Origin of the sequence: Bacillus cereus group sp. TH152-1LC (assembly GCF_027710505.1) — a bacterium.
Classification (GTDB): Bacteria; Bacillota; Bacilli; order Bacillales; family Bacillaceae_G; genus Bacillus_A; species Bacillus_A mobilis.
Genome location: NZ_JAQFNK010000006.1, coordinates 264,689 through 279,663, shown reverse-complemented (window position 1 = coordinate 279,663; position 14,975 = coordinate 264,689). Strand labels below are relative to the sequence as shown.

The following is a 14,975-nucleotide window of genomic DNA, read 5'->3' as shown; positions in this document are numbered from 1 at the left end:
TGTGTTACCTTGAGGCCCTTGAGAACCAGTGGCACCAGTAGCGCCGGTAGCACCTGTGTTACCTTGAGGCCCTTGAGAACCAGTGGCACCAGTAGCACCTGTGTTACCTTGAGGCCCTTGAGAACCAGTGGCACCAGTAGCGCCGGTAGCACCTGTGTTACCTTGAGGCCCTTGAGGCCCAGTGGCACCTTGAGCACCTTGAGGACCAGTGGCACCCGTGTTACCTTGAGGCCCTTGAGGACCAGTAGCGCCAGTAGCACCAGCTGGCCCCGTAGGTCCAGTAGGTCCTTGAATGAATGAAGCGGAATTAACTAAAGCAGTTTGTAATGCTGCTATTAATTTAAGAAGCTCTTGAAGTGTGCAAGGGTCGATTCGGAATAATTTTGTAATGTATAGTAAATAATTAATTAGATTCTGAAGCTCGATAAATACAGCGCTTGCTACGAAGGTTGGATTTTTTAATATAGTTATTAAATTTTTAATAATAGCTAACCCTTGTGCTTTCAGGGAGGAAGTAGCGTCTAGTGAACAAATAAATTTACTTAGTAGGTTCAATGTATCGATTAGATCTTCAATATTTTGAGGAGATGGATTTGCGAAAAGTTTTGGAATTATTTTTGTTAAATCGATAATAATCGCGCGGAATGTTCTAAGTTGTGCCTTAGTAACTGGGATTGATGGAGTATTTGGGATTCGTCCGGCGCTACTTGGAAAGCATGGTTTGGAGAATTTGTTCTGACTGTCGTTATAATGAGACATTAAATCTCTCCTTTCTCATGAGGATATGAACGAAACTCATCATAGTAGATGCAAAAATTAGTTAAATGGTCATAGTAAAATCGTTTGTTTAAAGAAAAAATAGAAAAAACGCCTTAGGATAAGGCGTTTTTTCTATTTTCTGCGTACTGATAATATCGTTTGAGTGAAACTTTTGATTTAAATCCAACTAATTTTATAATTTCTGATTCTGGAGTTTCTTTTTTTATTAAGTTTAAAATATAGGTGTTACGAAAGTGTTGTCCTGAGATTCCTTTACGTAAATTAGCTCTAGATACTTCAAGGCGAATCATTTTTTGGATAGCGATTTCTGTTAATCCCTTTGGTGCATCATTTTCGTATACCCATCTGTATGTTCCGCGATTAAAATCAAATGCAATAAATAATGGGTCATTACTATGGTATTTTGGACGAACGGGCTCTGGGATGCTTTTGTAATAAGTATATAGTTGTTTTTTGTCTTCGCTAGTTAATGTAATTGTTCTTTCTATCCCTGCGGTTGCTGAGATAGATAATCTGTTCGTTTCAAAGTGGACGTGCTGCATGGTTAATGCTGTAAGTTCCTGTAAGGATAATCCGTAGTCGATTAATAAGTTTAAAATAGCGATATTGCGATCCATTAGTAAAGGGCGCACAGGACGTTGTTTTTCTGAAAGTCCTTCTAATGAAGTGACTATATGCTTTAATCTTTTTTCTTCATCAGATGAAATGAAATCCTCATTACGAAGTGTGCGGTCTGGTTGAATAGAAATTTCCATGTTCTTTAATGGATTAGGGATGTTTAGAAAGTGATGCATTCTATTTAATACAATAAATACACGATGCATCGTTTTCTCTGAGTAATGTCGATTCTTTTTTAAATCGGAAAAGTAATCTTCATAGTCTTTTGTACAAAGTGTAGCCCATATATTACTGGAAGGGAGCTTTTTGTTTTTTTCTAACCAATGTCCGAAATCTTCAATGTCATAAACATAACGTTTAATGGTTGAAGGTTTGCGGCCTTTATTCAATAAAAAAATAGAAAAGGCTTGTATTGTATCATGGAATTCCGTTGTCTCCATAGTCCCACCACCTTCATTATTTCTTATATTATAGCAAACTTTTCTGAAAATAGTCATTTGCAAGGGAGACGGGAATAATAATATTTGGTGAGTGGATAAAGTGAAACTTTAATCAGGGGGTATTTGTCTATCCCCTTTGATTATTAGTTGAACCAATCGGGCGTTTACAGGCAGTTATCTTTCGTCTAACTTCCTCGCGTTTGCTGAATTTTGAGGTGGGAGTCTTATTGCCTGTTCATGCAGGATAAAATGAGGTGATTGTATGGAACAATCGATGCGAAAGAAAAATAATAATCAAATTAACATTGTGTTAAATCATCGAAAGAAAATTTCTTTATCGGCTGCGGAAAATAAAACGGTAATTTCAAGTGAAACTACTACGAAACATGAGATGCTGCAAAGAATTGAAGAAGAGATGGGAAAGCTCGTTGGAATGGATGATATAAAAAAGATAATAAAAGAAATATATGCTTGGATTTATGTGAATAAAAAAAGACAAGAAATAGGGTTGAAGTCTGAGAAACAAGTACTCCATATGCTATTTAAGGGAAATCCGGGTACAGGGAAGACAACTGTTGCTAGAATGATAGGGAAATTGTTGTTTGAGATGAATATTCTATCAAAAGGGCATTTAGTTGAAGCTGAACGTGCGGATCTTGTAGGGGAATACATCGGTCATACAGCTCAAAAAACAAGAGATTTAATAAAAAAAGCAATGGGAGGTATTTTGTTTATTGATGAGGCGTATTCATTAGCACGAGGGGGAGAGAAAGATTTTGGGAAAGAAGCAATTGATACGCTCGTAAAACACATGGAAGATAAACAACATGGTTTTGTATTAATTTTAGCCGGATATTCAAGAGAGATGAATCACTTTCTTTCGTTAAATCCAGGGCTGCAATCCCGTTTTCCATTTATAATTGAATTCGCGGATTACTCAGTAAATCAGCTGTTAGAAATTGGGAAGAGGATGTATGAAGAGCGTGAATACCAGTTATCGAAAGAGGCTGAATGGAAATTTAGGGATCATTTACATGCTGTAAAGTACTCGTCGCAAATTACATCGTTTAGTAATGGACGATATGTACGGAATATTGTTGAAAAATCGATTCGTACACAGGCTATGCGCTTGTTGCAAGGGGATACGTATGATAAATATGATTTAATTGGGATATCAAGTAGCGATTTGATGCTTGAAGAGGAGACGCACAGTACGTAAACTGTGCGTCTGTTTTTTCTTTATAAGTGCTTGTACTATTTTTTTGCTTTTTCTTGATAAGATTTATGGAAGCGCTCCATTTTAGCGCTTTTTTCGTGTGCAGAATTAGGATCATGTCCAATTTGATCTACTGAGCTTTTTTGAGCACCTTTATTAACATGGTTTGTCATTTATATTCACCTCGCTTTGAGGATTAGTATAAACATTATGTAAAGAAAAACTCGTTAGAAAAGAAAAACCTCTTTACGATCTGTAAAGAGGTTGGATTGCTATTTATGCACTGAACGTTCGTTTGTGTCGATACGTCTATGTGGTAAATGCCATTTGTAATGAATAGAAACCATGCGGAAGCAAACAATTAAAATGAATAAGGTGTATAAAGCCCAATCACTAACAATAATTTGAGCGCCGATTAAGAAACCTGCTAGAATCGTCCAAAAAGCATATACTTCAGCTCGAAGGACGAGAGGTTTTCTACGGGCTAAAAGATCGCGGATAATACCGCCGCCAATGCCAGTTAAAACAGCTGCTACGATTGTAGCACTAATTGGTAAATTTAATTTCTGGGCATATAATGCTCCTTGTACGGCAAATGCTGATAAGCCGATAGCATCAGTGATGTTTTCCCACTTTTTCCAGTGTCTAATTAATTTATTTGGAAAAAGAAAAATAATTGTCATTGATAAAAGTGCGATTTGGAATAACATGTCTTGTTGCCAAAACGCGACAATCGGATAACCGATTAATAAATTACGAAGGGCACCTCCCCCAAATGCGGTCGCCATTCCTAAAATATACACCCCGAAAATATCATAATCCTCTTCCATTGCAACAATGGCCCCGCTTAGTGCGAAAGCAATTGTGCCTATGATGCTAAAAATCTCCCATGCCATGAATTTTCTCCCCCGCTAACTAGATGAAATGTGCTTCCTCTGCTATTATATTAGAAGGTTTAAATTTCGAAAAGGATGAGTGAACATATTTGATGGAAGAAAAAGAAAAAGTCATATTAGTGGGCTGTCAATTGCCGCAAGAAGATGATGAAAAATTTATGCATTCCATGAAAGAGCTTGCATCGCTAGCGAAGACTGCGCGAGCAGAATTGTTAGTGTCTACAACGCAAAAACGACCGAAGTTTCATCCGGCGACGTATATAGGTAAAGGTAAATTAGAAGAGCTTACAATGTTAACTGAAGAATTAGAACCGGATGTTATTGTATTTAATAACGAATTAACGCCGAGTCAAATTCGGAATTTATCCTCAGTATTAGATGCGAGGGTAATTGATCGAACGCAACTCATATTAGATATTTTTGCGCAACGTGCGAAGTCGAGGGAAGGTAAGCTTCAAGTAGAGTTAGCTCAGTTGCAATATACAATGCCGCGTCTTATGGGGCAAGGGTTGTCTTTGTCACGTCTTGGTGGTGGTATTGGGACAAGGGGACCAGGTGAGACGAAACTTGAGACGGATCGACGTCATATTCGATCACGTATTGATGAAATAAAGAAACAACTTGCAGTTGTTGTGGAGCATCGAAAAAGATATCGTGAGAGAAGAAAAGATAATAAAGTATTTCAAGTTTCGTTAATAGGATATACGAATGCGGGGAAATCTACGCTGTTTAATAGATTAACGGAAGCTGATACATTTGAAGAAAACTTGTTGTTTGCAACGCTAGATCCGACAACAAGGAAGATGCCATTACCTTCTGGTTATGCAGTATTACTAACTGATACGGTTGGTTTTATACAGGATTTGCCCACGTCATTAATTGCGGCTTTTCGTTCGACATTAGAAGAAGCTGGTGAAGCGGATGTTATTTTACATGTAGTTGATTCTGCAGATCCTAACTATATAGGGCATGAGAAAACTGTAAAGCAATTATTGTCAGAACTTGAAATTAATCATATTCCTATTATTACGTTATATAATAAAAAAGATGAATTACATCAAAATTTTATTCCGTTTCCGAAAAATGACTTCTTAATGACTAGTGCTTTTGAAGAAAATGATTTATTACATATAAAAGAAGCGATAGAAACGAAAATGAAGGAAGAAATGAATTGTTATCAAGTGGAAATTCCTCCGAGTGAAGGTAAGTTGTTAACGTTATTGAAGACGGAAACACTTTTAACAAAGATGGAGTTTTTAGAAGATAAATTTGTATATGATTGCGTAGGGTATATTTTTGCTCATTCATCGCTTAATGTGCAATTAAAGAGATTTTTAGTGGAAGAAGGAGAAAATTAAAATGTTTGATCGTTTGAAAAATGGAGAAAAAATTGCTCCAATCGTAAAAGAAGTAGAAAGCCAAATTACAGAAGTACATAAACGTGCGGATGAAGTAATTGAAAGTAATCAGTTTCGTGTATTAGAAAGTTTTCGCAAACATAAAATTAGCGATTCGCATTTTATTCCGACGACAGGTTACGGTTATGATGATATTGGCCGTGATACGTTAGAAAAAGTGTATGCGGATGTATTTGGAGCGGAAGCTGGTCTTGTTCGTCCACAAATTATTTCAGGTACTCACGCTATTTCTACAGCGTTATTCGGTATTTTGCGTCCAGGAGATGAGTTATTGTACATCACTGGCAAGCCGTATGATACGTTAGAAGAAATCGTTGGTGTACGCGGAAAAGGTGTAGGTTCATTTAAAGAATATAATATTGGTTATAATGCAGTTCCGCTTACTGAAGAGGGGCTTGTTGATTTGGGAGCTGTTGCGGCTGCAATTCATAGTAATACGAAGATGATTGGTATTCAGCGCTCAAAAGGCTACGCTACTCGTCCGTCATTTACTATTTCTCAAATTGAAGAGATGATAGCGTTTGTTAAAGAAATTAAACCAGATGTTGTTGTATTTGTAGATAATTGTTATGGCGAGTTTATTGAAGAGCAAGAGCCATGTCATGTTGGTGCAGATTTAATGGCAGGTTCGCTTATTAAGAACCCTGGTGGTGGAATTGTTAAAACTGGTGGTTATATCGTTGGTAAAGAACAGTATGTTGAAGCGTGTGCATATCGTTTAACATCTCCAGGAATTGGAGCGGAAGCGGGGGCATCTTTATACAGTCTGCAAGAAATGTATCAAGGTTTCTTCTTAGCGCCGCATGTAGCGGGACAAGCACTAAAAGGTGCGATTTTTACAGCTGCATTTTTAGAGAAGTTAGGAATGAATACATCACCAGCATGGAATGCGCCACGAACAGATTTAATTCAGTCTGTTCAATTTGATGATAAAGATCGTATGATTGCATTCTGCCAAGCGATTCAATATGCATCTCCGATTAATTCTCACTTCACTCCATATGCCAACTATATGCCGGGTTATGAAGATGATGTAATTATGGCTGCGGGAACGTTTATTCAAGGTGCAAGTATTGAATTGTCAGCTGATGGTCCAATTCGTCCGCCTTATGTTGCTTACGTGCAAGGTGGGTTAACTTATTCACATGTAAAAATTGCGATTTGTTCTGCAATTGATGCATTAATTGAAAAAGAATTATTAACAATTTCTTAAGGGGAAGCTGTCGATTTCGACAGCTTTTTTCTTGTGAAAGTAATGATTTATTTCATTAGAAAAAAGAATGAAAAAATTTATAAAAAAATCATGTAAGAAAAGCTAACATCTATTGACACTAAACATAACATGGTATAAAATGAGAAGCAGTTAAGGCGAAGGAGGAACTGAAACAATGAAAGAAGATAGACGTTCTGCCCCGCTGTTTCCTATTGGTATTGTTATGGATTTAACACAATTATCTGCACGTCAAATTCGCTACTATGAAGAGCATAATCTTGTTTCTCCAACCCGTACAAAGGGGAATCGTAGATTATTTTCATTTAACGATGTAGATAAGTTGTTAGAGATTAAAGATTTATTAGATCAAGGCTTGAATATGGCTGGTATTAAACAAGTGTTACTAATGAAAGAAAATCAAACAGAAACAGTGAAAGTAAAAGAAGAAACGAAAGAAATTTCAAAAACTGAGCTTCGCAAAATACTTCGAGATGAACTACAACATACAGGTAGATTTAATCGTACTTCATTGCGACAAGGGGATATTTCAAGGTTTTTTCACTAAATAGAACTGATTCTGAAGGTGTTTAGAGGGACTAAGGAGGAATTTATAATGGCTAGGTACACAAAAGAAGATATTTTCCGTTTGGCGGAGGAAGAGAATGTAAAGTATATCCGTTTACAATTTACAGACCTTTTAGGAGTAATTAAAAACGTAGAGATTCCAGTGAGACAATTAACGAAAGCTCTTGATAACAAAATGATGTTTGATGGATCTTCGATTGAAGGTTTCGTACGTATTGAAGAATCTGATATGTATTTATATCCTGACTTAGATACTTGGGTGATTTTCCCATGGACTGCTGAAAAAGGTAAAGTTGCACGTCTAATTTGTGACATTTACAATGCAGATGGCACTCCATTTGATGGAGACCCACGTAACAACTTAAAACGTGTGTTAAAAGAAATGGAAGCTTTAGGATTCTCAGATTTCAATCTTGGACCAGAGCCAGAATTCTTCCTATTTAAAGTAGATGAAAAAGGAAATCCAACATTAGAATTAAACGATAACGGTGGATACTTCGACCTTGCGCCGATGGATCTAGGGGAAAACTGTCGTCGTGACATCGTTCTTGAACTAGAAGAGATGGGCTTTGAAATTGAAGCATCTCACCATGAGGTTGCTCCAGGGCAACACGAAATTGACTTTAAATATGCAAATGCAATTCGCTCATGTGATGACATTCAAACATTCAAACTTGTTGTAAAAACAATTGCTCGTAAACACGGTTTACACGCAACATTTATGCCGAAACCATTATACGGTGTGAACGGTTCAGGTATGCACTGTAACTTATCACTATTCAAAAATGGTGAGAACGTATTCTTCGATCAAAACGGTGACTTACAATTAAGTGATGATGCTCGTCACTTCATCGCAGGTATTTTAAAACACGCACCAGCATTTACAGCGATAGCAAATCCAACTGTAAACTCTTACAAACGTTTAGTACCTGGATACGAAGCTCCTTGTTACGTAGCATGGTCTGCACAAAACCGTAGCCCATTAGTACGTATCCCTGCATCTCGTGGTATTAGTACACGCGTAGAAGTACGTAGTGTTGACCCAGCTGCAAACCCATATTTAGTAATGGCTACATTATTAGCAGCAGGTCTTGATGGAATTAAAAACAAATTAACTCCACCAGCTGCAGTAGACCGTAACATCTATGTAATGACAAAAGAAGAGCGCGAAGAAGCAGGTATCGTTGACTTACCAGCAACATTAGCGCAAGCATTAGTTACATTACAATCTAATGAAGTAGTATGTGGTGCACTAGGAGAGCATTTACTTGAGCACTTCATCGAAGCGAAAGAGATTGAGTGGGACATCTTCCGCACGCAAGTTCACCAATGGGAACGCGATCAATATATGTCTCTATACTAAGAGAAAGAAAAGCCTTGATACTACGGTATCAGGGCTTTTTTTATTTATGGGCAAATAGAGGTTTGTGAAATGAACTGGATGGGTGCCCGCAAAAAAGTCATGTGGATTATTTAAAATGCGTGCTAGCTATGAATGAAAATGTAAAAGTTGAAATATGAAGTGGGTGTATTTAATTCGAAAATTAAGTATCGAAAAATATAGTACCTTGCAATGAATAATACTAAGTGGTATATTATGGATATAACGGGTACCGTGTATTGAACAGTACTGAAATGAGAAAGGGGGATTGACTTTGAACGTTCAGTTTAAAAAAGGTGTGTTAGAACTGTGTGTTTTGGCACTTGTGAAACGTAAAGATTGTTACGGTTATGAACTTGTTCAGCAAATCTCAAATAAATTTTTAATATCGGAAGGGTCAGTGTATCCATTATTACGTCGTTTAACGAAAGAAGGGTATTTTCAAACGTATTTGAAAGAATCTACGGAGGGGCCGCCTCGTAAATATTATCAACTAACTGAGCAAGGGGAAACACAACTGAATTTGTTAGTAACAGAGTGGCGTGATTTTGCAAAAGGCGTACAAGAAATTATTGAAGGGGTGGAGTGGGATGAGTAAAGAACAGTTCCTTAAAGAATTATCGAGTCATCTTAGAAAGTTACCGGAAGAAGAGAGGAAAGATATTTTATTTGATTATGAAGAGCATTTTCAGTTTGGGATAGAAGAAGGAAAAACTGAATCGGAAATAATAAAAGGCCTTGGCTCTCCGAAAGTAATTGCGAAAGACTTACTTGCTTTATATCGCTTTGATGAAATGAAAAAGGACCCATCTACTTCGAATATAACAAGGGCTGTCATGGCAGCGATTGGACTTAGTTTGTTTAATTTCATTATTGTATTAGGACCGTTAGTTGCCATTATCGCTTTTATATTTTCTTTTTGGGTTGGTGGGATTGCTAGTGTAGTGACACCATTTTTTGTTATTGCAAAAGTATTTATGGGTACTTTTATATGGTTGGATGTATTCGTTAGTATAACGTTTGTTGGAGTAGGTTTGTTGTTATGTATTATCGCTTATTATAGTACGAAGTGGTTTAAAAAGTTATGCGTACGTTATGTGTTATGGAACTTCAAAATGATAAAAGGGGAGTAGATGATGAAAAAAATATTGTTAGTAGCAATTGCTTGTATCATTATTGGAGTAATAGGGATTTCGCAAACATATGAAAAAGCAGTACAAACTGCAGAAAAAGGAAACAAAGAAGATGTTATTAAAAACGAAACATTAAAAAATATAGAAGTTAAGTTAGACGCTGGGGATATTGTTGTCCAAAAATCTCCCGACTCTTCTTTTTATGTAAAGTACACAGGAGATGCACGTAAACAAGAGGTTCGTATTGCCGAAGATGGTGACACATTAAAAATTATTGGGGAAAGAGAAAAAGGTGCTTCATTTGATTTTTCTTTTTACGATTTTAGGTTTCAAACTTCTACAATAACTCTCCTCGTGCCTGAACGTTCTTACCAAGAGATAAAAGTCAATTCATCCGCTGGACAAATAGAGATAAGTGATGTGAAAAGTGAGCGTGTAAGTGTTGGGACACTGGCTGGAGAAGTAGATTTGAAACATGTCACAGCTAAGAGTGTGGAGGGATCTACAAAAGCTGGTGAGGTGAACTTTAAAAAAGTAATAGGGAAAGTAACGGCGAAGTCGGCTAGTGGGGAAGTGCATATTATGGATCATGATCCTAAATATGATGTAGAGGCAAGCTCAACTGCTGGTGATGTAGATATAACTTTATTGGAAAAACCACAAGATGCAGTTATAACGGGGCAAAGTGCTGCTGGCGACGTGACGATTGAAACTCGTTCATAAGAAATAGAATGTATGAAAATCTATCAAAATACAAAAAAGAAGATAATTACCGTATATAAATAAGGTAATTATCTTCTTTTATTATTCTTAATGTAAATCACGATATACGCCAATTACTTTTCCGATAACTGACACTTGTTTTAAAATGATAGGTTCTAATGAAGAGTTTTCCGGTTGTAGACGGAAATGGTCTTTTTCTTTATAGAAACGTTTAACAGTCGCTTCGTTATCTTCTGTTAAAGCGACTACAATTTCACCGTTGTATGCAGATTGTTGTTGGCGAACAACAACTAAATCCCCATCAAAAATACCAGCTTCAATCATACTATCTCCAGAAATACGTAGCATAAACACTTGGTCTGCTCCAGCAACAATGCTAGCTGGAAGTGGGAAGTGATCTTCTACACTTTCAACTGCTGTAATCGGTAATCCAGCAGTAACTTTTCCGATGATTGGAACTTGAATAACAGATTGTGTTTCTGTATCCATTCGATCGTCACCTAAAATTTCAATTGCTCGTGGTTTTGTTGGATCGCGTCGAATATATCCTTTTTCTTCTAGTCGTGATAAATGTCCGTGCACTGTAGAACTAGAAGCGAGGCCGACTGCTTGACCAATTTCACGTACGGAAGGTGGATATCCTTTTTCTTGTACTTTTAGCTTAATAAAGTCGAGAATGTCTTGCTGGCGTTTCGTTAACTTTTCCATGTTTTCTAACACCTCGTTTTCTTTCATTTTTCTTATTAATAAGTATAACATGCGAAAAAACATTCTACAAACATAAGTTCGAACAAAAGGCAAATTTATGTTACACTGGAGGGAAATAATAGTGAGAAAGAGGGGGTCATAATGAATGCAATTATTTATGTGCGTGTGAGTACAACGAAAGAAGCGCAAGAAACGTCATTATTACGTCAAAAAGATGAATTGTTGCATTTAGCTGAGCGCTATCAAATGAATGTTGCTAAGGTAATTGAAGAACAGGCTAGTGGGTATACGATTGAACGTGACGGTATATTAGAAGTGCTAGATACAATTCGAGATGAACAAATTGATGTGCTACTCATACAAGATGAAACGCGCCTTGGTAGGGGGAATGCAAAGATTGCATTAATGCACTGTTTACATAAAGAGGGAATAAAGGTATACACGCATACGCATAATGGAGAATTACAATTATCGGATTCTGATTCGATGGTATTAGATATTATTGGTATTGTTGAAGAGTATCAAAGAAAGATTCATAACTTGAAAATTAAACGTGGTATGCAGCGTGCAGTAGAAAAAGGTTATCGTCCAGAAAATAATTTGAAGAATCGTCATTTAAGTGTAGGACGAGAGAAGAAAGAAGTGCCAATTGAGGAAATTGTACGTTTACGCCGGAATGAATTAACTTTTGAAGAAATTGCAGCAACACTTCGTGGTTTTGGTCATGATGTTTCAAAAGCAACTGTACATCGAAGATATGTAGAATATACAAAGCAATTGCTTGATAAAGAGGACTAACTATTGTATGATAATAATCAGTTTTGAGTAAAAGGGGGATTCGAGATGCAAAGTCACGAACTCATTGAACGCATTAACTTCTTAGCGAAAAAAGCAAAAGCTGAAGGTTTAACTGAAGAAGAACAACGTGAGCGCCAATCGCTACGTGAACAATATTTAAAAGGATTTCGTCAAAATATGTTAAACGAACTTAAAGGAATTAAAGTTGTTAACGAAGAAGGTACTGATGTTACGCCGGCGAAATTAAAAGCTTTAAAAAAGCAAGATAATGCAAAATTAAACTAAAAGATGGGCGAAGCCCATCTTTTTTATTTATTATATCGGTTATTTAATAACTTTCCAGTTATTATTGACTGTTGCCTCTATCTTTTGGTGCTTCAATATATAGTTAGCAATAAGTTCAGACATATCTGTTGATATGTCTTTTATTACGGGCTTATTTTGAAACATAAAGAAGTTTCCTCCGCCGCTAGCGCGATAATTATTCATAACGACGTCATATTCTTCATCCATATTAAGAGGAGCACCTTTATACTGTAAAGATTCTACTCTCTCCCCAATAGGTTTGGAAATGTTTAATACGTACGAAATCCCTTCCCACATATCGTAATTATAGTGTTGTGGCTTCGGTTCTATAAAGGTAGGGTTTACGATAATAGCTCCATCTGCATGTAATGTGAAATAAGAAGCAGAGAGTTCAAGGGCATTTTTTATATCTGCTCCAGTTATTCTAATTACTTGTAATGTATTTGGATAAATATAATTAGAAACGATGTCACGCATTGTTACATGATCAGGGAAACCTGGAGATGTATTATGGAATAAGCTTGTACAAGAAATAGAAACATTAGCTATATCCATCTGTACTTTATTTATGAATTCAATAAAAGGATGGTCTTGCAAACGAGTTTGCATAGCGTCTGAAATTTGCATATCTCCATAGATTAGTCCAATAGGTTGATCGAGCCAATTTTGTGTTTTCTCTTCATAATTGGTAACCAAGGAAAGCATATGTTGATCCGCCGCAATTCCTCGCACGGGCAATAATTGTGAATAAATCTCTTTTTTTACCCATTTTTGTTCTATTTTCTCGAATGTTACTGTTATTTTCCCGAGGGAGTGTCCATTGCATCCGGTCTGTAAAACTGTTACACCATTTATTACGGTGTGAGCGATTTCCCGGTGTTGGTGGCCTGTTAGTAAAATATCTATGCCTTCAATTTCATGGCACATTGCATAACCTTGGTTTTCACCTGTTAAAACTTCAGTCGGTACCCCGGTTTGTAAATCGCATTCAAATCCTCCATGATACGCTACGACTAGTAAATCTGGTTGCTCTTGTTCGCGAATGTAAGAAACCCATTTTTTTGTTGTTTCTAATGCATCATCAAATTGTAGATCTTGAATGTGATGAGGTTGTTCCCAATTAGGAATGTAATGCGTTGTCATCCCTAAAATAACAATTTTTATATTTGATTCAATATGTTTTATTATATATGGTTTCCCGAAATAAGGTTCTTTTCTGTTTGTATCTAAAATATTTGCTGATAGATACGGGAAGTTCGCAGTAGAAATAGCATGATTTAATACGTCCATTCCATAATTAAATTCATGATTCCCAATAACTGCAGCATCATAACGTAAATAGTTCGCTAATAAGGACATTGGATTTTTTTTATCTTTTGCATATGTAGCGTAATGATAAGTGAAGGGTGTTCCTTGTATGAAGTCGCCGTTATCAATTAAAAGAACGTTTCTATTTTGGGAACGTTCTTTTTTTATAAGAGTAGAAATTTTAGCTAAACCAATTTCAGCTTTGGAGTTATCTTGGTAGTGAATTGGATAAACAGTACCGTGTATATCACTTGTTAATAAGATGTTTAAAGTTACAGTTTGATTTTGATTCAATATCATTCACCTTTTCTATTGTTATCTACTAGTTAAGCATATCAAATATATGAAGAGAATTTTAATGAGAATGTATAGAATGTGTAAAGATTCTGTAAATAAGCAATTATTAATAAAAATGTGTGATATATTTCTTCATGTTTACGGAAGGTAATTTATAATAATAAAAATGGAGGCTTTAATATGTTGAAAAAAGTTTTTGCAATGAGCACGACAGTTGTACTGGCGGCGGGATTATTAAGTGGCTGTGGAACGAAGGAATCTAGTGCAAGTAAAACTGAAGATACGAAAAAAGGTTATGTACCGAAGACGTTAAATGTACAATTTGTTCCTTCTCAAAATGCAGATACGTTAGAGGCAAAGGCGAAACCATTGGAAAAGCTATTAAGTGATAAATTAAATATCCCGGTAAAAGTTAGTATTTCAACGAATTACAATACAATTGTAGAAGCGATGGCATCTAAGCAAGTAGATGTAGGATTTTTACCACCAACAGCATATGTGCTAGCACATGAGAAAAAGGCTGCAAACGTAATTTTACAAGCACAACGTTTTGGGGTAGATGATGAAACCGGAGCTCCTACAAAGGATTTAGTAGACTTTTATAAATCTGAGTTTGTAGTTAAGAAGGATTCAAATATTAATAGTGTAAAAGATTTAAAAGGTAAAAAAATTGGTTATCAAGATGTAACGTCATCAGCTGGATACGTATGGCCTGCGGCTGTATTGTTAAAAGAAGGTGTTGATCCATTAAAGGATGTGAAACCTGTTACATTAAAAGGTCACGATCAGTCGCTTATTGCTCTTTTAAATGGTGATGTAGATGCTGCTGTTGTATTCCAAGATGCTCGTAATATTGTAAAAAAAGATTATCCAAATATATTCGACCAAACGAAAATAGTGAAATTTACAGAGAAGATTCCAAACGATACGATTTCAGTACGCTCTGATTTAGATGAAGAGTGGAGCAAGAAATTACAAGATGCTTTCATTGAAATAGGAAAGAATGAGGAAGGTCACAAAATCATTAAAGAAGTATATTCACATGAAGGATATGTTAAATCTGATGATAGTAAATTTGATATCGTTCGTGAATATGGAAAGAAAGTAAACACGCAATAATACATATGAAAATGACAGCTAACTGGAAGGATATGT

General features: G+C 36.2%; 16 protein-coding genes and 1 pseudogene. 11 read left to right on the top strand and 6 right to left on the bottom strand.

All coding sequences use genetic code 11. The features are described 5' to 3' along the window. Both PDL00_RS17145 and PDL00_RS17140 read right to left on the bottom strand, forming a co-directional pair. On the bottom strand, positions 1–759 hold a 759-nt coding region (locus PDL00_RS17145; protein WP_270730350.1), incomplete at its 3' end, for a collagen-like repeat preface domain-containing protein. A gap of 113 nt (positions 760–872) precedes the next feature. Continuing rightward, positions 873–1,838, bottom strand: coding sequence for a tyrosine-type recombinase/integrase (locus tag PDL00_RS17140; protein WP_270730348.1), 966 nt, complete (start codon positions 1,836–1,838; stop codon positions 873–875). A 262-nt stretch (positions 1,839–2,100) separates the two neighbouring features. Between PDL00_RS17140 and spoVK the strand changes: the two genes are divergently transcribed. Beyond that, positions 2,101–3,057 carry a stage V sporulation protein K gene (gene spoVK, locus PDL00_RS17135; protein WP_270730346.1) on the top strand — a complete coding sequence of 319 codons (957 nt, stop codon included), beginning with the start codon at positions 2,101–2,103 and terminating at the stop codon, positions 3,055–3,057. Between the two features lie 35 nt (positions 3,058–3,092). Here the strand turns inward: spoVK and PDL00_RS17130 are convergent, their stop codons facing one another. After that, positions 3,093–3,227 carry a hypothetical protein gene (locus PDL00_RS17130; RefSeq protein WP_256943109.1) on the bottom strand — a complete coding sequence of 45 codons (135 nt, stop codon included), beginning with the start codon at positions 3,225–3,227 and terminating at the stop codon, positions 3,093–3,095. A 99-nt stretch (positions 3,228–3,326) separates the two neighbouring features. Then, positions 3,327–3,950, bottom strand: coding sequence for a trimeric intracellular cation channel family protein (locus tag PDL00_RS17125; RefSeq protein WP_048544241.1), 624 nt, complete (start codon positions 3,948–3,950; stop codon positions 3,327–3,329). A gap of 92 nt (positions 3,951–4,042) precedes the next feature. On the opposite strand from PDL00_RS17125, the gene hflX reads away from it, so the two are divergent. From hflX to PDL00_RS17090, 7 genes and pseudogenes are all read left to right on the top strand, one after another. After that, positions 4,043–5,308: a GTPase HflX gene (gene hflX / locus PDL00_RS17120; RefSeq protein WP_270730344.1), complete on the top strand. Its 1,266-nt coding sequence runs from the start codon at positions 4,043–4,045 to the stop codon at positions 5,306–5,308. A 1-nt stretch (position 5,309) separates the two neighbouring features. Further along, on the top strand, positions 5,310–6,581 hold the full coding sequence (locus PDL00_RS17115; protein WP_270730342.1) for a methionine gamma-lyase family protein: 1,272 nt from the start codon (positions 5,310–5,312) through the stop codon (positions 6,579–6,581). Between the two features lie 175 nt (positions 6,582–6,756). Further along, on the top strand, positions 6,757–7,146 hold the full coding sequence (glnR, locus tag PDL00_RS17110) for a transcriptional repressor GlnR (protein WP_000656784.1): 390 nt from the start codon (positions 6,757–6,759) through the stop codon (positions 7,144–7,146). Between the two features lie 48 nt (positions 7,147–7,194). Continuing rightward, positions 7,195–8,529 (top strand): type I glutamate--ammonia ligase, encoded by a 1,335-nt coding sequence (glnA, locus tag PDL00_RS17105; protein ID WP_242256234.1) that lies wholly within the window; start codon positions 7,195–7,197, stop codon positions 8,527–8,529. 292 nt (positions 8,530–8,821) lie between these two features. After that, positions 8,822–9,145 (top strand): PadR family transcriptional regulator, encoded by a 324-nt coding sequence (locus PDL00_RS17100; RefSeq protein ID WP_001102620.1) that lies wholly within the window; start codon positions 8,822–8,824, stop codon positions 9,143–9,145. After that, positions 9,138–9,680: a DUF1700 domain-containing protein gene (locus tag PDL00_RS17095; RefSeq protein WP_242256232.1), complete on the top strand. Its 543-nt coding sequence runs from the start codon at positions 9,138–9,140 to the stop codon at positions 9,678–9,680. Before PDL00_RS17100 ends, PDL00_RS17095 begins: the two co-directional genes overlap by 8 nt. Next, positions 9,681–10,388 (top strand): annotated as a pseudogene (locus PDL00_RS17090) (DUF4097 family beta strand repeat-containing protein); the annotation flags it as partial. 102 nt (positions 10,389–10,490) lie between these two features. On the opposite strand, the gene lexA reads toward PDL00_RS17090, so the two are convergent. Beyond that, positions 10,491–11,111, bottom strand: a complete 621-nt coding sequence (lexA, locus tag PDL00_RS17085) for a transcriptional repressor LexA (protein WP_060631883.1) — start codon at positions 11,109–11,111, stop codon at positions 10,491–10,493. Between the two features lie 141 nt (positions 11,112–11,252). Here lexA and PDL00_RS17080 point away from each other — a divergent pair, with 141 nt between their 5' ends. Together PDL00_RS17080 and PDL00_RS17075 are read left to right on the top strand one after the other, a co-directional pair. Then, the gene (locus PDL00_RS17080) at positions 11,253–11,909 is read left to right on the top strand and encodes a YneB family resolvase-like protein (protein ID WP_242256229.1); all 657 of its coding nucleotides are present in this window, start codon (positions 11,253–11,255) and stop codon (positions 11,907–11,909) included. A 45-nt stretch (positions 11,910–11,954) separates the two neighbouring features. Beyond that, complete coding sequence (locus PDL00_RS17075) at positions 11,955–12,194, top strand: DUF896 domain-containing protein (RefSeq protein ID WP_001190582.1); 240 nt, start codon at positions 11,955–11,957, stop codon at positions 12,192–12,194. A 39-nt stretch (positions 12,195–12,233) separates the two neighbouring features. Here PDL00_RS17075 and PDL00_RS17070 read toward each other — a convergent pair whose 3' ends face one another. Further along, complete coding sequence (locus tag PDL00_RS17070) at positions 12,234–13,817, bottom strand: bifunctional metallophosphatase/5'-nucleotidase (protein WP_242256227.1); 1,584 nt, start codon at positions 13,815–13,817, stop codon at positions 12,234–12,236. A 183-nt stretch (positions 13,818–14,000) separates the two neighbouring features. Here PDL00_RS17070 and PDL00_RS17065 point away from each other — a divergent pair, with 183 nt between their 5' ends. Continuing rightward, complete coding sequence (locus tag PDL00_RS17065; protein WP_270730336.1) at positions 14,001–14,939, top strand: phosphate/phosphite/phosphonate ABC transporter substrate-binding protein; 939 nt, start codon at positions 14,001–14,003, stop codon at positions 14,937–14,939. Positions 14,940–14,975 lie beyond the last annotated feature (36 nt).

What these genes read in the sequence shown, in the direction of transcription:
- PDL00_RS17140 (WP_270730348.1), bottom strand. Translation starts at nt 1,838, where the DNA reads ATGGAGACAACGGAATTCCATGATACAATACAAGCCTTTTCTATTTTT.
- spoVK (WP_270730346.1), top strand. Translation starts at nt 2,101, where the DNA reads ATGGAACAATCGATGCGAAAGAAAAATAATAATCAAATTAACATTGTG.
- PDL00_RS17130 (WP_256943109.1), bottom strand. Translation starts at nt 3,227, where the DNA reads ATGACAAACCATGTTAATAAAGGTGCTCAAAAAAGCTCAGTAGATCAA.
- PDL00_RS17125 (WP_048544241.1), bottom strand. Translation starts at nt 3,950, where the DNA reads ATGGCATGGGAGATTTTTAGCATCATAGGCACAATTGCTTTCGCACTA.
- hflX (WP_270730344.1), top strand. Translation starts at nt 4,043, where the DNA reads ATGGAAGAAAAAGAAAAAGTCATATTAGTGGGCTGTCAATTGCCGCAA.
- PDL00_RS17115 (WP_270730342.1), top strand. Translation starts at nt 5,310, where the DNA reads ATGTTTGATCGTTTGAAAAATGGAGAAAAAATTGCTCCAATCGTAAAA.
- glnR (WP_000656784.1), top strand. Translation starts at nt 6,757, where the DNA reads ATGAAAGAAGATAGACGTTCTGCCCCGCTGTTTCCTATTGGTATTGTT.
- glnA (WP_242256234.1), top strand. Translation starts at nt 7,195, where the DNA reads ATGGCTAGGTACACAAAAGAAGATATTTTCCGTTTGGCGGAGGAAGAG.
- PDL00_RS17095 (WP_242256232.1), top strand. Translation starts at nt 9,138, where the DNA reads ATGAGTAAAGAACAGTTCCTTAAAGAATTATCGAGTCATCTTAGAAAG.
- lexA (WP_060631883.1), bottom strand. Translation starts at nt 11,111, where the DNA reads ATGGAAAAGTTAACGAAACGCCAGCAAGACATTCTCGACTTTATTAAG.
- PDL00_RS17080 (WP_242256229.1), top strand. Translation starts at nt 11,253, where the DNA reads ATGAATGCAATTATTTATGTGCGTGTGAGTACAACGAAAGAAGCGCAA.
- PDL00_RS17075 (WP_001190582.1), top strand. Translation starts at nt 11,955, where the DNA reads ATGCAAAGTCACGAACTCATTGAACGCATTAACTTCTTAGCGAAAAAA.
- PDL00_RS17065 (WP_270730336.1), top strand. Translation starts at nt 14,001, where the DNA reads ATGTTGAAAAAAGTTTTTGCAATGAGCACGACAGTTGTACTGGCGGCG.